Genomic DNA, 20,727 nt, shown 5'->3' with positions numbered 1-20,727 from the left:
TCCTCAAGGCGCTACAGGGTAGGTGCCCAGAACTTTGTAAAAAGCGCACAGCGCCCGCAGCTCGGTCAGCGCGGCGCTGACGTGGGGTTGGCTGGGGTGGCCGTCGATGTCGATGTAGAAGTAATACTCCCACTGGCCGGTGCGTGCCGGGCGCGACTCAAAGCGCGTCATCGAGACGCCGTGGCGCTTGAGCGGCACCAGCAGATCGTGTACCGCACCGGGGTGGTTGGGTACGGAAACAATCAAGCTGGTGCAGTCTTTGCTGGAGGGCGGTGGCGTCTGCAAGGTGTGCGGCAGGCAGATGATGGCAAAACGGGTGCGGTTGTAGGCATCGTCCTGGATGGCGTGCGAGACGATGTGCAGGCCAAACTGCTGTGCGGCACGCTCGCTTGAGAGTGCTGCCCAAGCCGGGTTGGTGGCCGCCAGGCGCGCGCCCTCGGCGTTGCTGGAGACGGGGCGGCGCTCGGCGTGGGGCAGGTGCTTGGACAGCCAGGCCTGGCACTGTGCCAGTGCCTGCGGGTGGGCCAGCACGGCTTCAATGCCATCGAGCGTGTTGGTCTGGCGCAGCAGGTTGTGCCGGATCAGCAGGCTGACCTCGCCCACCACATGGCAGGGCGTGTGCAAGAACATGTCCAGCGACCGCGTGACCACGCCTTCGGTGGAGTTTTCCACGCCGACCACGCCAAACTGCGCGCTGCCCGCTGCCGTGGCGTGGAACACCTCGTCAAAGTTGGCGCAGTACATCAGGTCGGCAGCGCCGCCAAAGTATTCGACGGCGGCCTGTTCGCAGAACGTGCCTTCGGGGCCCAGTACAGCCACCCGCTGGGGTGACTCCAGCGCCAGGCAGGCCGACATGATCTCGCGCCAGATGGCGGTGACATGGGCATTCTTCAGCGGCCCGGGGTTGGCTGTCTGGATTTTTTCAATGACCTGCGCAACGCGGTCGGGCCGGAAAAAGGGCGTGCCTTCGCGCTTTTTGACCTCGCCGACGCGCTCTGCCACCAGCGCGCGCTGATTCAGCAGGGTCAGCAATTGCTGGTCAATGTTGTCGATCTGTACGCGCAGACTGGAGAGATCGGGAGAGGTGTGGGGCGTGTTCATCAGAGGGGCCTGGGTCATGCGTGCTGCTGTTCAAATTCTCGCATGTAGCTCACCAGCGCCTGTACGCCTTCGAGTGGCATGGCGTTGTAGAGGCTGGCGCGCATCCCGCCCACCGATTTATGGCCTTTGAGTTGCAGCAGGCCACGGGCCTTGGCGCCCGCCAGGAAGGCATCGTTGCGGCTTTCGTCGTGCAGGAAAAACGGGATGTTCATGCGCGAGCGGCAGTTGGCTGCCACTTTGTTGACGTAAAAGCCTGACTGGTCGATGGCGTTGTACAGCAGCTGTGCCTTGGCGATGTTGCGCAGTTCCATGGCGGCCACGCCGCTGGCTTCGCCTTCGCGCTGGCGTTTGAGCCACTGGAATGTCAGGCCCGCCATGTAGATGCCCCAGGTGGGTGGGGTGTTGTACATGGATTGGTGCTCGGCCACGATTTTGTAGTCAAACGCACTGGGGCAGATGGTCAGTGCGTGGCCCAACAGGTCTTCGCGCACGACCACGATGGTCAAGCCCGCTGGCCCGATGTTTTTTTGCGCACCGCCAAAGGCCAGGCCCACGCGCGACCAGTCCACCGGGCGCGAGGCGACGTGCGACGAAAAATCAATCACCAGCGGCGCATCAACCCCCAGGGCCTTGAGGTCAGGCAGCTCGTGAAATTCAACGCCATGGATGGTTTCGTTGGTGCAGATGTGCAGGTAGCTGGCGCCCCGGCTGGGTTGCCAGTAGGCCGGGTCGGGCAGGGTGGTGAAGTGGCTGTCCTTGCCCGATGCAATCACGTTGACTTCCGAGGCGTACTTGCGCGCCTCTTTTTGCGAGTTCTGGCTCCAGCTGCCAGTAACGACAAAGTCCACTGTGGCCGCGCGAGAGAGGTTCATCGGCACGATGGCGTTTTCTGCCAGACCGCCGCCTTGCATGAACAAAATCTTGAAGTGCTCTGGCACTGCCAGCAGCTCGCGCAGGTCGCTTTCGGCCTGCTCGTAGATCGAGATGAATTCCTTGCCGCGGTGGCTCATCTCCATCACGCCCATGCCGCAGCCGTGCCAGTCGAGCATGTCAGCCGCAGCTTGTTCCAAAACCTCGGCAGGAATGGCCGCAGGGCCCGCAGAAAAGTTATAAGGACGTTGCATTTTTTAAGGTCAAATCAGGCTATAGCCCTTGTGTATCGGGCGCTAGTAGCTATTAATTTAATAGTAAAAAGCAGCGCTGCTCAGGTGCAGCGCCACTGGCTGGCTCAGGCCTCGGGGGGGGCGGTGGGCGCTGCGGAAGCGCTGTCTGCGTTCTCGGGGGGCTCTGTGCAGTCGCTGGCGCTGGTGTCGGCTGCGTTGGCATCGTTTTCGACGATGCGTTGCAGGCCGCTGAGCTTGGCGCCTTCGTCCAGTGCAATCAGCGTCACGCCTTGTGTGGCACGGCCCAGTTCACGGATCTCGGCCACCCGGGTACGTACCAGCACGCCCCGATCGGTGATGAGCATGATCTCGTCGTCGGCATGCACCAGCGTGGCGGCCACCACTTTGCCGTTGCGCTCGGATTGCTGGATGGCGATCATCCCCTTGGTGCCACGGCCATGGCGGGTGTATTCAGCGATGCCGGTGCGTTTGCCGTAGCCGTTTTCAGTGGCCGTGAGCACGCTCTGCTGCTCGTCTTGCGCCACCAGCATGGCGATCACGCCCTGGCCTTCTTCGAGCATCATGCCGCGCACGCCGCGGGTGTCGCGACCCAACGCGCGCACATCGTTTTCGTCAAAGCGCACGGCCTTGCCGCCGTCAGAGAACAGCATCACGTCGTGCTGGCCGTCGGTGATGGCAGCGCCGATCAGCTGGTCGCCTTCATCGAGCTTGATGGCGATGATGCCGATTTTGCGCGGGTTGGAGAACTCGGCCAGCGCAGTTTTCTTGACCGTGCCCATGCGGGTGGCCATGAACACGTAATGGTCCGATGGGAAGGTGCGCATGTCGCCAGTGAGCGGCAGCACGACGTTGATTTTTTCCCCGTCTTGCAGCGGAAACATGTTGACGATGGGGCGACCGCGCGAGCCACGCGAACCGGCTGGCACTTCCCAGACCTTGAGCCAGTACAGGCGACCCCGGTTGGAAAAGCACAGGATGTAGTCGTGCGTGTTGGCAATGAAGAGCTGGTCGATCCAGTCGTCTTCCTTGGTCGCCGTGGCCTGCTTGCCGCGCCCGCCGCGCTTTTGCGCGCGATATTCAGACAGGGGCTGGCTCTTGATGTAGCCCGTGTGGCTGAGCGTGACCACCATGTCGGTGGGCGTGATCAGGTCTTCGGTAGAGAGGTCTTGGGCGCTGTATTCGACCAGGCTGCGGCGTGTGCCCAGCTTGTGCTGGCCAAACTCCTGTTTGATGGTCCCCAGCTCTTCACCAATGATGGTGGAGACGCGCTCGGGTGTGGCCAGGATGTCGAGCAGGTCTTCGATGACTGCCATCACATCCTTGTATTCGGCAACGATCTTGTCTTGTTCCAGCCCAGTGAGGCGTTGCAGGCGCATCTGCAAAATTTCCTGGGCCTGCGTTTCCGACAGGCGGTAGAGGCCGTCCTGGCCCATGCCGAATTCCGCTTCCAGTCCCTCGGGGCGGTAGTCATCGGCGTTTACCACGCCGCCATCCTGGCGGGTGCGGGTAAGCATCTCGCGCACCAGCTTGCTGTCCCACGTGCTGCCCATCAGTGCGGTCTTGGCCACGGGTGGCGTGGGGGCGTTGCGGATGATGGCGATGAAATCATCGATATTGGCCAGCGCCACGGCCAAGCCTTCCAGCACGTGGCCCCGGTCGCGCGCCTTGCGCAGTTCAAACACCGTGCGGCGTGTGACCACTTCGCGGCGGTGCTGCAAAAAGACTTCGATCAAATCCTTGAGGTTGCACAGGCGTGGCTGCCCCTCAATCAGCGCGACCATGTTCATGCCGAAGGTGTCTTGCAGCTGCGTCTGCTTATACAGATTGTTCAGCACTACCTCGGGGACTTCGCCGCGCTTGAGCTCAATCACCAGGCGCATGCCAGACTTGTCGGACTCGTCCTGAATGTGGCTGATGCCTTCGATCTTTTTCTCGTGCACCAGCTCGGCCATGCGCTCTTGCAGCGTCTTTTTATTGACCTGGTAGGGCAGCTCATCAACGATGATGGCTTGGCGCTGGCCGCGGTCAATATCCTCAAAATGGCACTTGGCCCGCATGATCACCCGGCCACGGCCTGTGCGGTAGCCGTCTTTGACGCCATTGATGCCGTAAATGATGCCGGCGGTGGGAAAGTCGGGCGCCGGAATGATTTCCATCAGTTCGTCAATGGATGCCTCGGGGTGCGCCAGCAGGTGCAGGCAGGCGTCCACCACTTCATTCAGGTTGTGCGGGGGAATATTGGTGGCCATGCCGACAGCAATGCCGGACGATCCGTTGACCAGCAAATTGGGCAGCTTGCTGGGCAGTACCAGCGGCTCTTTTTCGCTGCCATCGTAGTTGGGGCCGAAATCGACGGTTTCTTTATCGATGTCGCCAAGCATCTCGTGGGCGATTTTTGACAGGCGGATTTCGGTGTAGCGCATGGCGGCGGCACTGTCGCCATCGACCGAGCCAAAGTTGCCCTGGCCATCGACCAGCATGTGGCGCAGCGAGAAATCTTGCGCCATGCGCACGATGGTGTCGTACACCGCGCTATCGCCGTGGGGGTGGTACTTACCGATCACATCACCAACGATACGGGCAGACTTCTTATAAGGTCGGTTCCAGTCGTTGTTGAGCTCGTGCATGGCAAACAGCACCCGCCGATGCACTGGCTTGAGGCCATCGCGTGCATCCGGCAGTGCCCGACCCACAATCACGCTCATGGCGTAGTCGAGATAGCTGCGGCGCATCTCTTCTTCGAGGCTGATAGGTAGGGTTTCTTTGGCGAACTGGGTCATGGGGATGGCGGATACAGCAAGGGAGGTTCATTTTAGGCGCAAGCCGATGTAGCGACCGCGCAACATATCCGTGCAAATGCGCACCCGTCCTGCGACTAGCGGCCTTGCAGCGGCATTGCTGCCCTGTTACGTATGGCACAATCAAATCAACGTTTTTGGTGGTGGTCACCGACGACGTCATTGATTCGCAGCGCGGCTGCGGCTTTTTCCCCAAGAGGAGAACCATGAAAAAACTGAATAAAGTGGCGATGTTGTTTGCCTCTGCAGCGCTCGCAACCGCCGCTGGCGCACAGACTATCGACAACTGGAAAAACGGTTCCGGCGAGTTGGTCTGGAAGAACGGTACCAACGAACTGTGCTGGCGCGATGCCAACTGGACTCCTGCCACGGCCGCTCCTGGCTGTGACGGCGCTCTGGCCGCAGCTGCACCTGCAGCAGCACCTGCTCCCGCAGCAGCACCTGCTCCCGCAGCAGCACCTGCCCCCGCAGCAGCACCCGCTCCTGCCGTGGCCAGCAAGGTGACTTACGCCGCAGACGCATTCTTCGACTTCGACAAGGCTGTGCTCAAGCCCGAAGGCAAGGCCAAGTTGGATGACCTGATCTCCAAGGTCAAGGATGTGAACCTGGAAGTCATCATTGCCGTGGGTCACACTGACTCCGTGGGCTCTGATGCTTACAACCAGAAGCTGTCGGTGCGTCGTTCTGAAGCCGTGAAGGCTTACTTGGTGTCCAAGGGCATCGAAAAGAACCGCGTTTACACCGAAGGCAAGGGCGAAAAGCAGCCTGTCGCCGACAACAAGACCAAAGAAGGTCGCGCTAAGAACCGCCGCGTTGAAATCGAAGTGGTCGGTACCCGCGCCGCTGCCAAGTAATTCTTGGTTGCACCAAAAAAGCCCCGGCGACGGGGCTTTTTTTATGGCTCCGCACTATTGTTCCCATTGCTGGAAAATCATTCCCATGAATCAGACTGTCAATGCCGATCCGGCCGAACTGGCCAAGTTTTCCGACCTGGCCCATCGCTGGTGGGATCCGGAGAGCGAATTTCGTCCGTTGCACCAGATCAACCCTTTGCGTCTGGAGTGGATCAACGGTTTGTCGCCGTTGCAAGGCCAGCGGGTGCTGGACGTGGGTTGTGGCGGCGGCATTCTGGCCGATGCCATGGCGCGCAAAGGGGCGCAGGTCACGGGCATTGATTTGTCCACGAAGGCGCTGCGTGTGGCCCAGTTGCACGCGCTGGAGGCGCAAACGCCAGATATTGAATACCGCGAAGTCAGCGTAGAGACTCTGGCGCAGGAGCAGCCCGGCAGCTTTGATATGGTCACCTGCATGGAAATGCTGGAGCACGTGCCTGACCCGGACTCCGTGGTGCGTGCCTGCGCTGCGCTGGTCAAACCGGGGGGCTGGGTGTTTTTCTCCACCATCAACCGCAACCTGAAGTCGTTTTTGTTTGCCATCGTGGGTGCGGAATATGTATTGAATATGCTGCCCCGGGGTACACATGAATACGCCAAGTTCATCCGCCCTAGTGAACTGGCCGCCAGTTGCCGCGCTGCCGAGCTGGATTTGCTGCACACGCGGGGGTTGGAGTACAACCCGATCACCCAGCGCTACTGGTTGAGTGCCGATACCAGCGTGAACTATTTGTTCGCCACCCGCCGCCTGGGCTGAGAGGGTGCCTGCCATGTTCCAGGATATTCGCGCGGTGCTGTTCGATCTGGATGGCACGCTGATTGACAGTGCCCCCGACTTGGGTGCTGCCGCCGACAAAATGCGCACCGATCGCGGCCTGCCCCCTCTGCCTTTGGCTGCTTACCGGCCTATGGCCGGTGCCGGGGCGCGGGGCATGCTCGATATCGCTTTTGGCATGGCGCCAGACCACGCCGAGTTTGCGCTGTATCGGGAAGAGTTTTTCGCCAACTACGAGTCCCGTATGACGCAGCACACGCGCATTTTTGCGGGTGTGGCCGAACTGCTGGCGCAGCTACAGGCGCAGCAACTGCCCTGGGGTGTGGTGACCAACAAGTCTGCCCGTTTCACCGATCCGCTGGTGCGCGCCATTCCCACCTTTGCCTCGGCCATGACGGTCATCAGCGGCGACACTACGCCCCACGCCAAACCCCACCCAGCGCCGCTGCTGGAAGCCGCGCAGCGGCTGGGCATAGCCCCGGCGCACTGCATTTATGTGGGTGACGATGAGCGTGACATCGTGGCGGGCCGTGCCGCTGGCATGGCCACCGTGGCCGCTACTTATGGCTACCTGGGCGCGCAAAGCGATGTGGCCGCGTGGGGTGCCCACAGCGTGATTGATGCACCGCTGGCGCTGCTGCCGCTGTTGGGCGGCACTCTTTGACCAGCCACCACCGCGTCGTGCGGTGGCGCGGGGTGTTGGCCCTGCCGTCAGCCCATGGCCTGTAGCAGTTGGGCTGCTGCCGCTTCCGGGTCAGCGGCATTGACCAGTGCCCGCACCACGGCAATCGAGCCCACGCCCGTGGCACGTACTTGGGCAAAGTGCTCGGCCGCAATGCCACCAATGGCCACCAGCGGATACGCCTGCATCAGCCGGGCATAAGCAGCCAAGCGCGCCAACCCCTGCGGTGCTGTGGCCATGCGTTTGAGCGTGGTCGGAAACACGGCCCCTATGGCGATGTAGCTGGGGCCCACGGCGTCGGCGCGCAGCATTTCAGCGTAGCCGTGGGTGCTCACGCCCAGGCGCACCCCTGAGGCGCGCAGCATGACCAGTGCCTCGGGAGCCAGGGCATCCAGGTCTTCCTGGCCCAGATGCACGCCGTAGGCACCAGCAGCCAGCGCCTCTTGCCAGTGGTCGTTGATGAACAGCAGTGCGTTGGTGCCTTGCACCGCTTGCACGGCAGCGCGCACTTCGCGGGCGATGGCAGCGGCATCCTCGCTTTTGAAGCGCAGCTGTACCGTGGGTACGCCAGCGCGCGCCATACGGCCTACCCAGTTGGCATCGGGCAGCACGGCGTACAACCCCAGTGCCTGTGGGCAGGGGGCAAAAGCCTGCGGATGCGGCTGCGCTTGCAAGCCAAAGTCTTGCGGCGCATCGGGCCAGTGGCTGGTATCTGCGCTTCTGGTGCGCTCAAAGCGCGCTTGCCAGGCCCGGGCCAGGCACTGGGCGTCAGCGGCGATAAAGCCCAGTGCGCTGCACGCTTGTAGCGCCGCACGGTACACGGGGGCGGTTTCCATGCTCTCGGGCACGGGCTGTGCGGTGCAGGGCGCGAATGTGGCGGTGTGCTCGCGCACGATGTCCTGGGCCAGCAGGGTGGCTATGTCGGTCATGGGCGCTTTCATGCGGGCTGGTCGTGGTGCCAGAACGGCGTGCCCAGCACGGGTGTGCTGGGTTGGGCGGTATCCTGGGCTTGCATGGCGCCGGCGCGGCGGGCGCTGCGGCCTGCCTGCACGGCATCGGCAAAGGCACCGGCCATGGCCACCGGGTCTTGGGCCAGCGCCACGGCAGTGTTCAGCAGCACGCCGTCATAGCCCCACTCCATGACCTGGCAGGCGTGCGATGGCAGGCCCAAACCTGCATCCACCAGCATGGGCACATTCAGCCGCTGGCGCAGCAGTTGCAGTGCATACGGGTTGACCGGGCCGCGCCCGGTGCCGATGGGCGCCGCCCAGGGCATGACGGCCTGGCAGCCCACGTCCACCAGCCGCTGGCACAGCACCAGGTCTTCAGTGCAGTAGGGCAGCACGTAAAAGCCGTCGCGAATCAATTGCTCGGCAGCCTGCACCAGGTTGAGCGTGTCGGGTTGCAGCGTGTAATCGTCGCCGATCAGTTCGAGCTTGATCCATGGCGTGTTGAACACCTCGCGCGCCATGTGCGAGGTGGTGATGGCTTCTTGCACGCTGTGGCAACCAGCGGTGTTGGGCAGTACCGGCACGGCCAGTTCGCGCAGCAGTTCCCAGAAGCTGTGGCCGCTTTCCGCCGGGTTGCTGCCCTGGCGGCGCAGCGATGCCGTGACCATGGCGGGCCGGGCGCGCTGCACGGCAGCTTTGAGCGTGGCGGGCGAGGGGTAGCGCGCCGTGCCCAGCAGCAGGCGGCTCTGGAAAGTCTGGCCGTACAAGACCAGGGCGTCGTCAACAACAGAAGATGGGTTCATGGCAAGGCGCGGCGCTTTAGCCGCCAGTAACGGGAGAGATCACTTCCACCCGGTCGCCCGTGTGCAGCGCATGCTGCGCGTGCTGGGCGCTGGGCACAAAAACCGTGTTTACGGCCACGGCAAAGGGCGGTTTGGCGGCAATGGCCGCCACGGCATCGGCCACGGTAGCGCCGTCAGGCAGGTCGTGGGGTTGCTGGTTGATGGTGATGTGCATGGCAATTCAAAGGTGCAGATAGCGTCAGAGCAACTGCACTGACAAATCAAAGGTGGCGGCCAGCGGTGATTGTCCGGTGGACAGCAGCTGCAACACCACATCGAGCATGGCAGGCGCAATCATGAAGCCGTGCCGGTACAGACCGTTGATTTCGAGCACGCGCGGTGCGCTCTGGCGCACGGCGGGCAGGTTGTCGGGCAGGGTGGGGCGGCACTGGGTGGCGATTTCCACAATCCGTGCTTCGGCAAAGCCCGAATGCACGGCATAGGCCGCGCTCATCAGCTCCAGTGCCGAGCGCACGCTGGCAGGCGAGAGGTCGTCCGATTCGATCTCGGTGGCGCCGATGACGAACAGGTGGTCTTCCTTGGGCGCGATGTAGATGGGGTAACGCGGGTGTACCAGCCGCGTGGGGCGCTGCAAGGTCACTTCGGGGGCGTGTACGCGCACGACTTCACCGCGCACACCGCGCAGCGCGCTCCACTGGTGGCGCGCACCCAGGCCCCGGCAGTCCAGCAGCCAGTCGGGTTGGCCCGCTGTGCCTGGGGCAAAGTCGGTCACTTCGCGCGGGGTGTTCCAGTGTGTGGTCACGCCCGCTTGCACCAGTGCGTGCGTCAGCGCGGCCAGCAGTTGCCGGTTGTCAAGCTGGCCCTCGCCGGGCAGGTACATGCCCTGGGCAAAGCGCCCGGCCAGGGCGGGCTCCAGTGTGGTCAGGCGATCACTGCCCAGCGCCTCCATGGCGGGCAGCGTGGGCACGGTGGTGCGGGTGGTTTCAAACTGCAAGCGCAGCCGGGCAGCATCGACGGCGTCCTGGCGGTGCCAGACCACCAGGGTGCCGTTTTGCTGGAAGAACACGGGCTCTGGCAACTGCGCCAGCAACTGCGGCCAGCGCACCAGAGCATGTTCGCCCATGCGCACCACACCCGGCTCGGTGACGGCCGATTCGGCCAGCGGCGCCAGCATGGCCGCAGCCACCCGTGCGGCGCTGCCCTGCGCGTCAGCGCCTTGCTGGTCGTAGAGACTGACGCGGTGGCCAGCGCGCGCCAAGGCCAGCGCCAGCAGCCTGCCCATGAGGCCAGCGCCCAAAATGGCAAAGGAGGAAGGGTGAGAGATCATCAACGTTGTCCGTCTGTGGGGTGTACGCGGACAAAACGGGCAAGCGCCAGTGCTGTGAAACTCCCCACGCCAGCATGACCTGGATCGGGTAACGGGGCCTGGGCGCCATGGCGCTTTGCAAACGGCCCCAGGGTGTTTCTCAGTCCGCACCCCATTGGTGCAGACACCCCTGTTTCGTCCTGGCCGGAATTACAGCACAAGCGGCCCGCACCGGTTTTGACCTTGCGCATAGGCCACAATGTCGCCCCGACCATGTGCCATGGCTGCAATTTCGGAGACTTCCCCGGCATGAAACCTTCCCCTTTGAACGCCCCCGCGCTGGCGCGCTATGCCCGCGTACTGTCGATTGCTGGCTCGGACAGCGGCGGCGGCGCCGGTATCCAGGCCGACCTCAAAACCTTCAGCGCGCTGGGCTGCTACGGCATGACCGCCATCACCGCCATCACCGCACAAAACACGCTGGGTGTGCGCGCCATTCACGGCATTCCGGTGGATATGCTGCGCGCCCAGATCGACGCCGTGGCCGAGGACATTGGCGTCGATGCCGTCAAGATCGGCATGCTGCACACGCCCGACGTGGTGCGTGTGGTGGTCAAAGCCATTGCCCGCCACCAGATGTTGCAGGTGGTGCTGGACCCCGTGATGGTGGCCACCAGCGGCGACCGCCTGATGGCGCAAGACACCGTGGAGGTGCTGGTGCAGGAGCTGTTTCCGCTGTCCACCGTGGTCACGCCCAATCTGGACGAGGCGGCGCTGCTGCTGGGCCGTGCCATTGACGGCGCCGATGCGCTGGACGAGGCCGCCACCGCCTTGCTGGCGCTGGGCGCGCCCGCCGTGCTGCTCAAAGGCGGGCACCTGCCCGGCGATACCGTGACCGATGTGCTGGCGCTGGCCGGTGGCGGTCGCCTGCGCTTGCAGTCGCCGCGCATTGCCACGCACAACGGCCACGGCACGGGTTGCACGCTGTCGTCGGCCATTGCCTGCCACCTGGCGCTGGGCTTGCCGCTGCCCCAGGCTGTGGAGCAGGCGCGCTCTTACATCCTGGGCGCGATTGCCGCTGGTGCCGATGTGCGCACCGGCCAGGGCCACGGCCCGCTCAACCACGGCTACGCACCACTGGCGCAGCGCGTGGTGCGCAGCTGAAAAACGCGCTCTGGCGCGCAGGGATGGGCATCGCATCGGCGCAATGCCCAGAGCACTGCCTCGGCTGCCAGCGCAGCCGCCTGCGCTTTACCAGCCCCAGGCCAGGCGCCGCGAAATCCAGCCTTTTTGGCCACCCTCGCGCTGCACCTGGGCCCAGTCGCCGGATTTTTTCAGGGTGCGCACCACCTCGTGCTGGTCGAGCTTGGCCAGTGGCTTGTGTTGCGTGCCCGGCCCGGCGCGCAATTGGGCGCTGCGTGCGGTGATGACCATGTGGGGCTTTTTGTGCGTTTGCGGTGCGTGTACCCAGCCCAGCGTGGCCTCGTGGTCTTTCACGCGCAGCCAGCCGTTTTTGCGCTGCGTCACTTGCAGCGGGTAGCCTGCACCCAGCTCCCACAGCGAGGGCGCGCGCGCTGCGGGCTTCTCGCGCACATGCGCCGTGGTGGTTTTGATGCTGACAAATTCCTGGGCCTGGGCTGCGCTGATGCTGGAGAACACAGCGCCGGCAGCCAGCCCCAGGGCGAGAAAAGTTTGCGAGAGTCGGTGGGTCAAAGACAGCACGGGAACATCACTCCTATCAAAAAAATATGGAACTTGCGCCGCCTGTGCGACAGGCCTGTGGTAACGAAGTTCCGGGCATTGCTCTAGAAAAAAGAGCTAGTCGCGCTTACTGGGTGCTGGTTTCAGGCACTTTTAAGCCTGAAAGCTTTGTACGGCATGCGCAAGCAGCTATTCTTTTTGATTGATTTTTGTGGGTACGCAGCCTGTGGTGGGCCGGGGTCACCCCCGCGAGCGGCTGAAAAACGCCAAGGCAAAGCACAGCGCCAGCGTGGGCAGGGCCGAGCCCAGCGCGGGCGCAAAGCGCGGCACCAGGTGGTAGAACGCGATGCCCGCCAGCCACAGTGCAATTGGTACGGCATGGGCTTGGCGGGCTTGCGCCAGCAGCGCGCTGGCGTTGGCGCCAAAGGCCAGGCGCCCCAGGATCACGCCAAACAGCGGCACAAACACCGAACTGAGCAGCAACAAAAACGGCTCCAGGCTGTGCATGGGCAGCACCAGCGCCAGCAGCGTACACACCAGCGCCACGCCCACGCCCCATTGGCGCACGCTCCAGCGCGGTTGCAGGCTGTGGGCCGAGACAGCGCCCGAGTAGGTGTCGCCATAGGCGTTGTCCACCTCGTCGATGAGGATCAGCGACAGCGCAATCAGCCCGCCTTGCGCCAGCAGCAGCGCCGTGACCAGGTCTTTGCTGGGCAGCGTCAGGGCTACCAGCACGCCCAGCGCATAGCACCAGATGTTGGCCAGCGCATAGCCCGCCCAGGTGCCGCGCAGTGCCGCGCGGCCACTGGTGCCGTGGCGGGCGTAATCGGCCACCAGCGGCAGCCAGCTGATGGGCATGGCAATCACCAGGTCGAGCGCGGGCAGCACGCCCATGCCGCCCGTACCCCGGCGTTGCCAGAGCTGCTCCAGGCCCTGCGTTTGTGCCAGTGCCACAAATTGCCAGCTCAGCCACAGCAACGACAGCACCACCAGCGGCAAGGCCACGCGCGCAATGGTGCGGCGCACCAGCTGCACCATGGAGCCGCTGATGAGCGCCACCACCACACCGCCCCACAGCAGCGTGGCCAGCACCGGCCAGTACGCTGCCAGCAGCTGGCCCGACTGGCGGCCAATGGCCACGGTGGCATCGCGCATCACCACCAGCTCAAACGTGCCCCAGCCCAGCAATTGCACGATGTTGAGCAGGATGGGCAGGCGGGCAAAGCTGCGGCCATACACGGCGTGCATCAGCCCTGCGCTGGCCAGGCCGCTGTCGCAGCCTATTTTTGCCACCCAGCCCAGCAGGCCCGCGCCCAGCAGGGAGCCGACCACGATGGCCAGCAGCGCCTCCTGGGTGCCCAGGGCGGGCACCAGGTAGGCGCCCACCTGCATCACCAGCAGGCCCACGCCCAGGCTGAACCACAGCGCGGCATGGTCGTGCCAGCCAAAAACGCGCTGTTGCGCCGCGATGGGGGCCAGCGCCTCGTTGGTGGGGGAAGTGGAAAGGGTCATGCCGGGGTTGCCGCAGGGGCGGTGTCGTAAATGTTCAGGGCTTCTACTGGCCCGGGGCGGCCAAACAAATAGCCCTGGCAGGTGTGGCAGCCATTGCGTGCCAGGCAATCGCGCTGCTCGGGCGTCTCTACGCCTTCGGCAATCACTTGCAGACCCAGGCTGTCGGCCAGGGTCACGATGGTGCGGACAATGGCGGTGGCCCGGGGCTCATTGACCAGGTCGTGGACAAAGCTGCCATCGATCTTGAGCTGGCTCAGGGGCAGGCGGCGCAGGTAGGCCAGTGAGGAGTAGCCGGTGCCAAAGTCGTCCAGCGAGAAGCCCACGCCATACGCTTTCAGGGCGGTCATTTTGGTGATGGCGTCTTCCTGGTTGTCCAGCAGCAGGCTTTCGGTCAGCTCCAGCTTCAGGCGCCGTGGGTTGGCGCCGGTGCGCTCCAGCGTCTCCAGCACCTGGGCGACAAAGTCGGGTTGGTGCATTTGGCGGCCACTGACGTTGACGGCCAGCGTCAGCGCGGCGTGGGCGGGCACCTGTGCCCAGCGGGCCAGCTGCTCGCAGGCGGCGTTCAGCACCCATTGGCCCAGTGGGAGGATGAGGCCGCTGTCTTCGGCCAGCGGGATGAAGTCGCCGGGCGAGATCATGCCCAGTTGCGGGTGGTGCCAGCGCACCAGGGCTTCTGCGCCCAGTACCCGGTCCAGGGCATCCACCTGGGCCTGGTAATAAAGTACCAGTTGGCCCTCGCGCAGGCCCTTGCGCAGGTCTTTTTCCAGGGCCACGCGCTTGACCACGGCGGCGTGCATTTCGGGGTCAAAAAAGCGCAAGGTGTTGCGCCCGGCCTCTTTGGCCTGGTACATGGCCAGGTCGGCGTGCTTCATGAGGTCGTCGGCGTTGGCGTTGTCGTCGGTGAACAGCACCACGCCGATGCTGCAAGAGTTTTTCACCTCGATGCCCGCCAGCAGGCAGGGCTGGGCCAGGCTGAGCAGGGCTTTCTCGGCCACCACCTCGGCCTGCTTGGCCGCCTCGTGGGACTGGGGGCTGAGGTTCTCCAGCACCACCACAAACTCGTCGCCGCCCAGGCGCGCCACGGTATCGCCCTGGCGCACGGTGGCCACCAGGCGCTGGGCCACTTGCTGCAGCAGCATGTCGCCCTTGTCATGGCCCATGGTGTCGTTGATGAGCTTGAAGTTGTCCAGGTCGATGAACATCAGCGCGCCCTGGCGCCGGGTGCGCCGGCTCGTCAGCAGCGCCTGGTGCAGCCTGTCGAGCAGCAGGCGCCGGTTGGGCAACCGCGTCAGGGGGTCGTAGAAGGCCAGGTGGCGGATTTCGTCCTCGGCGGCCTTGCGTTGGGTGATGTCGGTCAGGGTGCTGACGTAGTGCGTGACCTTGCCGTCTTCGGTCTGCACGGCGGTGATGGTCAGCCACTCCAGAAAAATGGCGCCGCTTTTGTGCCGGTTCCAGACCTCGCCGCTCCAGGCGCCGCTGGTGCGGATGGATTCGTACATGGCGGCGTAAAACTCGGGGCCGTGTTTGCCCGAGCGCAACATCGCTGGTGTGGCGCCAATGGCTTCGGTGGCACTGAAGCCGGTGATCTCGGTGAAGGCGCTGTTGACGCGCAAGATGGTGTGGTGCTCGTCGGTGACAAAAATGCCTTCCTGCGACTCAAAGGCAATGGCGGCGATGCGCAGGTTGGCCTGGGCGTTTTGCAGCTCGCGGTGGTAGCGCAGAAACAAATGCCGCGACCAGTGCGAAAACGCGAACGAACCGGCCACGCCCAGCGCCAGCGCAGCCAGCAGCACCAGCGCCAGGCGCACCCGGCGTTCGGTGCTGCCTTGCTCGTGGGCCTGGCGCTCTGCGTCCATCATGGGGCGCAGTTCGTCATTGAACATGCTGGTCACCAGCACCCAGCCCCAGGGGGCGTAGGTGCTGACCAGGGCGGTTTTGCGGCCCATGACGGGTTCAGAGGCTGCGGCGGCGGTGGCGTCGGTGCGCGGCCAGTCGTACTCCACAAAGCCGCCGCCCGCCTGGGCCGTGGCTTGCAATGTTTCCAGGGCTTTGCGCGCATGGCTTGGCATCTGGCGCGGCAGCAGCCCCTCCAGCGCGGCGTTGCTGGGGCTGAGCAGTGAGCGGCCATCGCTGCTGAGCAGGCCAATGTGGCCGCTGGCACCAAAGCGCAGGGAGCGCAGGCGCCCCAGGGCCTCTTGCTGTTGTCGGTTTTCCCATTCGTAAAGGTAGTCGCCCGTGCCGATCAGCCAGTCGTAGGGCTCGAAGCGGCGCACGTAGGCCAGTTTTTCGGCCATTTGCTTGGGGGCGTCTGGCCGGTACCAGCGGTAGCTGGAAAAACCCTCGCCCTGGGGTTTGCGCGCCGCCTCGATGAGTCCGCGCATGATGTAGTGGCCGGTGTCGTCCTGGTTGTCGATGCCGTTGCGCCCCTCAAACTCGGGGCCTGTGGGCAGCAGCACAAAGCGGCCTTGCATGTCGTCAATGAAGAAGTAGCCCCGGCCATCAAAAAAACGCATCGGGCGCAGGGCCTCGACGATCAGGCGCTGCACCTCCTGGGCCGGGCGCTTGCCCGATTCGCGCGCGTGGATGGCCTGTGCCATTTGCATCGCCATGTCCACCTGCTCGACGGCGCTGCGGCGCAGCACGCTGGCGGTGCGCTGGCGCACGAATTCCAGGTAGTCGGTGGCGGACTGCATTTCTGCCGTCAGGCGCGCTTTTTGTTCCTGGCTGACGGCTGCTTCCACCCGCCCCAGCGAGGCGCGCTGCTCCTGGATGTTCTGCCACGAGAAAAATCCCGCCATGGCCAGCGTGACGATCAGTACCAGGCCCAGGGTGCCAATCAGGTGCAGCCGAGGCATAGTGGTTTCGTTGGCAGACAAGCGCATCAAGGGGGGCCCAAATTAGTGCTGCGGATTTTAGGTGGCATGGCACAGGGTTCTGGCCCAGTGCGGGCAAACAAACTGCTGTACCAGCACCATGAAAGCTTGTTTTGCATCAAAAAAAGGCTGTAAGGCCCGCGCAGCGTGCGCAGGATGCTCCTTTTTTTGAAGGGTTCAGGGCGCTGGTGCCACGCCCAGGCGCTGTTGCAGGCGGGTGCTGCTGGTGGTGTATTCGAGGGGCACTTTGTGCTGGGCCAGGCGCTCGGCGCAGGCAAAGGCGGCCAGCGTGGCTTCGTGAAAGCCACAGACGATGAGCTTGCGCTTGCCGGGGTAGCTGGCGATGTCACCCACAGCGTAAATGCCCGGCACGCTGGTGCTGAAGGTGGCGGGCTCCACCACCAGCTGCTTGCGCTCCAGTGCCAGGCCCCAGTCGGCCAGTGGCCCCAGCCGCGCGGCCAGGCCCAGGCGCACCAGCAGCACATCCAGGGCCAGGCGCTGGCTGCTGCCATCGGGGGCCAGCAGCGCCAGGGCGCGCAGGCGGCCAGCGTCTTCTTCGATGCCGGTGGCTTGGCCCACCGCTACGGCGATGCGCCCGGCCTCGCGCAGCGCCTGCAACTGCGCCAGCACGGACGGCGGGGCGTCGAACACGTCGCGCCGGTGTTGCAGCGTGGTGCGGGCAGGGCGCAGGGCCTCGGGGGCGCTGGCGCAAGCGATGGCTTGCTGCACAGCGGCCTCGTCGCCACCGTGTACCACCACGTGCTGGCCAGCCAGCGCGGCAGCGTCGTCCAGGTGGTAGTGCACTTGCGTGCCGACAAAGGCGTCCAGTCCGGGCAGGTTCAGCGCCCGGGGCACAAAAGCGCCCACGCCCGCAGCGATGAACACCGCGCGCGCCAGCAGCTGCGTGCCCTGGCCGGTGCCGACCAGCAAGCGCCCATCGGCCTGCACGGCCACGCTGCTGACCAGATCGCCCCAATGCCATTGCGGCGCAAACGGCGCCACCTGCTGCTCCAGGCGCTGCACCAGCTCGCGCGCGCTGCACACGGGCACGGCGGGGATGTCGTAAATGGGTTTGTCCGCGTACAGCTGCGCGCACTGGCCGCCCGCGTGGGGGAGGGCATCTATCACGTGGGCGCGCAGGCCCTGCAAGCCCAGCTGGAACACCTGGAACAAGCCCACCGGCCCGGCACCAATCACCACCGCATCGGTGGCGATGGGCTCAGGGGCGGTGGGTGGGGAGTAGGAAGTGTTCACAGGCGGGGCCAGGGTGCGCCCAGAGGGAAGTGGGCCAGGGGTGGTGGGCAGGCAGCCGCAGCGCTGGGGGCGCCGGGCCAGTGGCGCAGCAGCCACCCGGCGGGGGCGCTGCGCCCCACTGCCAGCGCCTTAACGCTGCAAGTCTTTGATTTTGCCGGGCTGGCCGTTCCAGGCGTCGGCGTCGGGCAGGGCGGCCTTGCGCTTGGTGATGGCTTTCCAGCCCGAAGCGTTGGTCAGGTCGGCGTTGATCTTGATGAAGGCCAATTCGGCTGGGGGCAGGTCTTCTTCGGCAAAGATGGCATTGGCCGGGCACTCGGGCACGCAGACGGCGCAGTCGATGCACTCGTCGGGGTTGATGACCAGCATGTTCGGGCCTTCAACAAAGCAGTCCACCGGGCACACGTCCACGCAATCGGTGTATTTGCACTTGATGCAGTTTTCAGAAACGACGTGGGTCATGGGATTTCTTTTGAGAGGGTCGGTGAAAACCCGCGATTTTAGAAGCTTTCACCAGAGGGTTGGAGGGCAAGGGCCTCCCCGGCGTGGGGAGGATGGCGGGCAGGGCATGCCGCGAGAGGAGGGCCGACTGGCTGCGCCGGTCTAGTTCACCAGCACGGCGGCAGCGGTTTTGTGGCTGGCCGTGTCCACCAAAATCAGCGAACCGAGCACGCGCGCCTGGGCAAACGGCGCAGCGGGCAGCGCTTCTTGCAGCAGCAGCTCGACATGGCCGATGGCGTTGGGCTCCAGCTGCGTGGCGTCTTCTTCGGCCAGCGTATTGATGTTGAGGCGGTGTACCACGCGGCGCACCTTGGCCTTGACCCAGCGGTGGCCGTGCAGCGCCCAGTAGGTGCGCCCGGCCACCAGCGGTTCGTCGTCCATCCAGGCGATGGTGGCAGGCAGCTCTTTGCGCCCCGGCCAGGCGCTGGCGGCGGCGGGGGTGTCGAAGTCGTCTTCGGCCACGGCAGCGGCCACCGGGGCGGCCACGATCCAGTCGCCGCGCGACACGTCCACCTCGCGGTCGAGGGTGATGCCAGCGCTCAGGCCCGCAGCCACGCTGCCTGCGCGGCGGGCGTGGTCAATCACCTGGGCCACCACGGCCTTCTGGCCACTGGGGAAGATTTGCACCTCGGCGCCCACGGTGGCGCTGCCTGCGGCCATACGGCCCCAGAACACGCGCCGCCCCTGCGTGGTGACGGCAGAGTCGTGGAACTTTTCCACCCACTGCACCGGAAAGGCCAGCGGCAAATGCGCATCGGTGGGCGTGTTGGGCAGCTGCTCCAGAATTTGCAGCAGCGTCGGGCCGGTGTAGCCGCACCAGCCGCTGTGGGCATCGACCACGTTCCAGCCCTTGAGCGCCGACACCGGCACCGTGGTGTGTACGGCAATGCCCGCCTCTTGGGCAAAGCGCTCCAGCGCGGCGCTGATGTGCTTCCAGGCCAGTTCGGGGTCGGCCACGGCGTCGAGTTTGTTGACGGCAAACACCAGCGAATGCACGCGCAGCAAATGCACCAGCAGGCTGTGGCGGCGCGTTTGTGGCAACAGGGGCAGCTGCGGGTTCTGCCAGTCGAGCTTGGTGGCGTCCACCAGCACCACGGCCGCATCGGCCTGCGAGGCCGCCGTCACCATGTTGCGCGTGTACTGCTCGTGGCCGGGCGCGTCGCCAATGATGAACTTGCGGTCTTCGGTGGCGAAGTAGCGGTAGGCCACGTCGATGGTGATGCCCTGCTCACGCTCGGCGCTGAGGCCATCGGTGAGCAGCGCCAGATCGGTTTCGCCCTGGCGCTGCACGCCCGCCAGGTGGTCTTGCAGCACAGCTTTGCTATCGACCAGCAGGCGGCCAATCAGCGTGCTTTTGCCGTCGTCCACGCTGCCGCAGGTGATGAAGCGCAGCGCAGAAATGTGGTCATTTGTGCCCGTAGCGCCCGCTGGATGCGCGCTGGTAGCTATCGAATTCGTAGTGCTCATGTTCTTCTTTCCGGTCAGAAATAGCCGTCTTTTTTGCGCTTTTCCATCGAGGCGTCGCTGGTTTTGTCGTCCATGCGCGTGGCGCCGCGCTCGCTCACGTCGGCGGCCAGGGTTTCGATGACGATGTCGGCTGCCGTGGCGGCGCTGCTCTCGACGGGGCAGGTGCAGGTGATGTCGCCCACGGTGCGAAAACGCACGTCGCGCGTGACCACCTCTTCACCCTCGCGCGGCGGGGTCAGCTCGGTCACGGGCACCAGCAGGCCCTTGCGCTCGACCACCTGGCGCGGGTGCGTGTAGTACAGGCTGGGCAGGGCAATGTTCTCGCGGTCGATGTACTGCCACACGTCCAGCTCCGTCCAGTTGCTGATCGGAAAGACGCGGAAATGCTCGCCCGGTTGCAGGCGGGTGTTGAACAGCGTCCACAGCTCGGGGCGCTGGGCCTTGGGCTGCCATTGGCCAAAGCTGTCGCGGTGGCTGAAGATGCGCTCTTTGGCGCGGGCTTTTTCTTCGTCGCGGCGGGCGCCGCCAATCAGCGCGTCAAAGCGAAATTCTTCAATCGCCTCCAGCAGCGTGACCGACTGGTGGACGTTGCGCGATTCGCCCGGGTGCGCCAGCCGCACCGTGCCGCGCGCCATCGAGTCCTCGACGCTGCGCACGATGAGTTCGGCGCCCAGCTCTTGGGCACGGAAGTCGCGGAAATCGGTCACTTCCGGGAAGTTGTGGCCGGTGTCGATCATCAAGAGCGGGTAGGGGATGCGGCCCGCGCCAAAGGCTTTTTCGGCGCAGCGCAGCATCACCAGCGAATCCTTGCCGCCCGAGAACAGCAGGGTGGGGCGCTCAAAGGCGGCGGCCACTTCGCGCAGGATGAAGATGGTTTCTTCTTCCAGCGCATCGAGGTGGCGGTTGCTGAGGTGGCTCAGCGCGGAGGTGTCGATACGGGCGTTCATATTATTTCCAGTCAAATCTGGTTCTAAGGCTTATGGGGTAAGC

19 protein-coding genes are annotated in these 20,727 nt (G+C 64.6%); 5 read left to right on the top strand and 14 right to left on the bottom strand.

The features are described 5' to 3' along the window. Positions 1-3: 3 nt before the first annotated feature. The 3 genes from pheA to gyrA form a co-directional block, all read right to left on the bottom strand. The gene (gene pheA, locus EV674_RS11870) at positions 4-1,101 is read right to left on the bottom strand and encodes a prephenate dehydratase (RefSeq protein ID WP_119013543.1); all 1,098 of its coding nucleotides are present in this window, start codon (positions 1,099-1,101) and stop codon (positions 4-6) included. Positions 1,102-1,115: 14 nt separating this feature from the next. After that, positions 1,116-2,225 carry a 3-phosphoserine/phosphohydroxythreonine transaminase gene (serC, locus tag EV674_RS11865; RefSeq protein WP_119013513.1) on the bottom strand — a complete coding sequence of 370 codons (1,110 nt, stop codon included), beginning with the start codon at positions 2,223-2,225 and terminating at the stop codon, positions 1,116-1,118. A 104-nt stretch (positions 2,226-2,329) separates the two neighbouring features. Beyond that, positions 2,330-5,005 (bottom strand): DNA gyrase subunit A, encoded by a 2,676-nt coding sequence (gene gyrA / locus EV674_RS11860; protein ID WP_119013512.1) that lies wholly within the window; start codon positions 5,003-5,005, stop codon positions 2,330-2,332. A gap of 224 nt (positions 5,006-5,229) precedes the next feature. Between gyrA and ompA the strand changes: the two genes are divergently transcribed. The 3 genes from ompA to gph all read left to right on the top strand — a co-directional run bounded on the left by ompA (position 5,230) and on the right by gph (position 7,355). Beyond that, complete coding sequence (gene ompA / locus EV674_RS11855; protein ID WP_119013511.1) at positions 5,230-5,877, top strand: outer membrane protein OmpA; 648 nt, start codon at positions 5,230-5,232, stop codon at positions 5,875-5,877. An 85-nt stretch (positions 5,878-5,962) separates the two neighbouring features. After that, on the top strand, positions 5,963-6,673 hold the full coding sequence (gene ubiG, locus EV674_RS11850; protein ID WP_119013510.1) for a bifunctional 2-polyprenyl-6-hydroxyphenol methylase/3-demethylubiquinol 3-O-methyltransferase UbiG: 711 nt from the start codon (positions 5,963-5,965) through the stop codon (positions 6,671-6,673). A gap of 13 nt (positions 6,674-6,686) precedes the next feature. Beyond that, positions 6,687-7,355, top strand: coding sequence for a phosphoglycolate phosphatase (gene gph, locus EV674_RS11845; protein WP_119013542.1), 669 nt, complete (start codon positions 6,687-6,689; stop codon positions 7,353-7,355). A 47-nt stretch (positions 7,356-7,402) separates the two neighbouring features. Here the strand turns inward: gph and EV674_RS11840 are convergent, their stop codons facing one another. Genes EV674_RS11840 through EV674_RS11825 form a run of 4 tightly spaced genes read right to left on the bottom strand, consistent with a single transcriptional unit; the run spans position 7,403 to position 10,453 of the window. Next, complete coding sequence (locus EV674_RS11840; RefSeq protein WP_119013541.1) at positions 7,403-8,302, bottom strand: thiamine phosphate synthase; 900 nt, start codon at positions 8,300-8,302, stop codon at positions 7,403-7,405. Positions 8,303-8,310: 8 nt separating this feature from the next. Continuing rightward, entirely contained in the window at positions 8,311-9,126 is an 816-nt protein-coding gene (locus tag EV674_RS11835; protein WP_119013509.1) for a thiazole synthase, read from the bottom strand. Positions 9,127-9,142: 16 nt separating this feature from the next. Beyond that, on the bottom strand, positions 9,143-9,340 hold the full coding sequence (gene thiS / locus EV674_RS11830) for a sulfur carrier protein ThiS (protein WP_119013508.1): 198 nt from the start codon (positions 9,338-9,340) through the stop codon (positions 9,143-9,145). 24 nt (positions 9,341-9,364) lie between these two features. Continuing rightward, complete coding sequence (locus EV674_RS11825; protein WP_119013507.1) at positions 9,365-10,453, bottom strand: FAD-dependent oxidoreductase; 1,089 nt, start codon at positions 10,451-10,453, stop codon at positions 9,365-9,367. 288 nt (positions 10,454-10,741) lie between these two features. Here EV674_RS11825 and thiD point away from each other — a divergent pair, with 288 nt between their 5' ends. After that, the gene (thiD, locus tag EV674_RS11820; RefSeq protein WP_119013506.1) at positions 10,742-11,596 is read left to right on the top strand and encodes a bifunctional hydroxymethylpyrimidine kinase/phosphomethylpyrimidine kinase; all 855 of its coding nucleotides are present in this window, start codon (positions 10,742-10,744) and stop codon (positions 11,594-11,596) included. 87 nt (positions 11,597-11,683) lie between these two features. On the opposite strand, the gene EV674_RS11815 is transcribed toward thiD, so the two are convergent. Beyond that, positions 11,684-12,151: an SH3 domain-containing protein gene (locus EV674_RS11815; RefSeq protein WP_119013540.1), complete on the bottom strand. Its 468-nt coding sequence runs from the start codon at positions 12,149-12,151 to the stop codon at positions 11,684-11,686. Positions 12,152-12,180: 29 nt separating this feature from the next. Between EV674_RS11815 and EV674_RS17415 the strand changes: the two genes are divergently transcribed. Next, on the top strand, positions 12,181-12,339 hold the full coding sequence (locus EV674_RS17415) for a hypothetical protein (RefSeq protein ID WP_157983687.1): 159 nt from the start codon (positions 12,181-12,183) through the stop codon (positions 12,337-12,339). Positions 12,340-12,373: 34 nt separating this feature from the next. Here EV674_RS17415 and EV674_RS11810 read toward each other — a convergent pair whose 3' ends face one another. The 6 genes from EV674_RS11810 to cysD all read right to left on the bottom strand — a co-directional run bounded on the left by EV674_RS11810 (position 12,374) and on the right by cysD (position 20,684). After that, entirely contained in the window at positions 12,374-13,645 is a 1,272-nt protein-coding gene (locus EV674_RS11810; RefSeq protein WP_119013505.1) for a purine-cytosine permease family protein, read from the bottom strand. After that, a complete protein-coding gene (locus EV674_RS11805; RefSeq protein ID WP_119013504.1) occupies positions 13,642-16,527 on the bottom strand; it encodes a bifunctional diguanylate cyclase/phosphodiesterase in 2,886 nt (961 codons plus the stop codon). The genes EV674_RS11810 and EV674_RS11805 overlap by 4 nt, the downstream gene beginning before the upstream one ends. A 168-nt stretch (positions 16,528-16,695) precedes the next feature. Further along, positions 16,696-17,772, bottom strand: a complete 1,077-nt coding sequence (locus EV674_RS11800) for an NAD(P)/FAD-dependent oxidoreductase (protein WP_119013503.1) — start codon at positions 17,770-17,772, stop codon at positions 16,696-16,698. 129 nt (positions 17,773-17,901) lie between these two features. After that, positions 17,902-18,231, bottom strand: a complete 330-nt coding sequence (gene fdxA / locus EV674_RS11795; protein WP_119013502.1) for a ferredoxin FdxA — start codon at positions 18,229-18,231, stop codon at positions 17,902-17,904. A 141-nt stretch (positions 18,232-18,372) separates the two neighbouring features. Beyond that, positions 18,373-19,737, bottom strand: a complete 1,365-nt coding sequence (locus EV674_RS11790; RefSeq protein WP_119013501.1) for a sulfate adenylyltransferase subunit 1 — start codon at positions 19,735-19,737, stop codon at positions 18,373-18,375. 14 nt (positions 19,738-19,751) lie between these two features. After that, a complete protein-coding gene (cysD, locus tag EV674_RS11785) occupies positions 19,752-20,684 on the bottom strand; it encodes a sulfate adenylyltransferase subunit CysD (protein WP_119013500.1) in 933 nt (310 codons plus the stop codon). Positions 20,685-20,727: the final 43 nt, after the last annotated feature.

The organism is Simplicispira metamorpha (genome assembly GCF_004341365.1).
Lineage (GTDB): Bacteria > Pseudomonadota > Gammaproteobacteria > Burkholderiales > Burkholderiaceae_C > Simplicispira > Simplicispira metamorpha.
Note: the sequence above shows the minus strand (reverse complement) of the source record. Positions and strands in the feature narration are given on the sequence as shown.

What these genes read in the sequence shown, in the direction of transcription:
- pheA (WP_119013543.1), bottom strand. Translation starts at nt 1,101, where the DNA reads ATGAACACGCCCCACACCTCTCCCGATCTCTCCAGTCTGCGCGTACAG.
- serC (WP_119013513.1), bottom strand. Translation starts at nt 2,225, where the DNA reads ATGCAACGTCCTTATAACTTTTCTGCGGGCCCTGCGGCCATTCCTGCC.
- gyrA (WP_119013512.1), bottom strand. Translation starts at nt 5,005, where the DNA reads ATGACCCAGTTCGCCAAAGAAACCCTACCTATCAGCCTCGAAGAAGAG.
- ompA (WP_119013511.1), top strand. Translation starts at nt 5,230, where the DNA reads ATGAAAAAACTGAATAAAGTGGCGATGTTGTTTGCCTCTGCAGCGCTC.
- ubiG (WP_119013510.1), top strand. Translation starts at nt 5,963, where the DNA reads ATGAATCAGACTGTCAATGCCGATCCGGCCGAACTGGCCAAGTTTTCC.
- gph (WP_119013542.1), top strand. Translation starts at nt 6,687, where the DNA reads ATGTTCCAGGATATTCGCGCGGTGCTGTTCGATCTGGATGGCACGCTG.
- EV674_RS11840 (WP_119013541.1), bottom strand. Translation starts at nt 8,302, where the DNA reads ATGACCGACATAGCCACCCTGCTGGCCCAGGACATCGTGCGCGAGCAC.
- EV674_RS11835 (WP_119013509.1), bottom strand. Translation starts at nt 9,126, where the DNA reads ATGAACCCATCTTCTGTTGTTGACGACGCCCTGGTCTTGTACGGCCAG.
- thiS (WP_119013508.1), bottom strand. Translation starts at nt 9,340, where the DNA reads ATGCACATCACCATCAACCAGCAACCCCACGACCTGCCTGACGGCGCT.
- EV674_RS11825 (WP_119013507.1), bottom strand. Translation starts at nt 10,453, where the DNA reads ATGATCTCTCACCCTTCCTCCTTTGCCATTTTGGGCGCTGGCCTCATG.
- thiD (WP_119013506.1), top strand. Translation starts at nt 10,742, where the DNA reads ATGAAACCTTCCCCTTTGAACGCCCCCGCGCTGGCGCGCTATGCCCGC.
- EV674_RS17415 (WP_157983687.1), top strand. Translation starts at nt 12,181, where the DNA reads ATGGAACTTGCGCCGCCTGTGCGACAGGCCTGTGGTAACGAAGTTCCG.
- EV674_RS11810 (WP_119013505.1), bottom strand. Translation starts at nt 13,645, where the DNA reads ATGACCCTTTCCACTTCCCCCACCAACGAGGCGCTGGCCCCCATCGCG.
- EV674_RS11805 (WP_119013504.1), bottom strand. Translation starts at nt 16,527, where the DNA reads ATGCGCTTGTCTGCCAACGAAACCACTATGCCTCGGCTGCACCTGATT.
- fdxA (WP_119013502.1), bottom strand. Translation starts at nt 18,231, where the DNA reads ATGACCCACGTCGTTTCTGAAAACTGCATCAAGTGCAAATACACCGAT.
- EV674_RS11790 (WP_119013501.1), bottom strand. Translation starts at nt 19,737, where the DNA reads ATGAGCACTACGAATTCGATAGCTACCAGCGCGCATCCAGCGGGCGCT.
- cysD (WP_119013500.1), bottom strand. Translation starts at nt 20,684, where the DNA reads ATGAACGCCCGTATCGACACCTCCGCGCTGAGCCACCTCAGCAACCGC.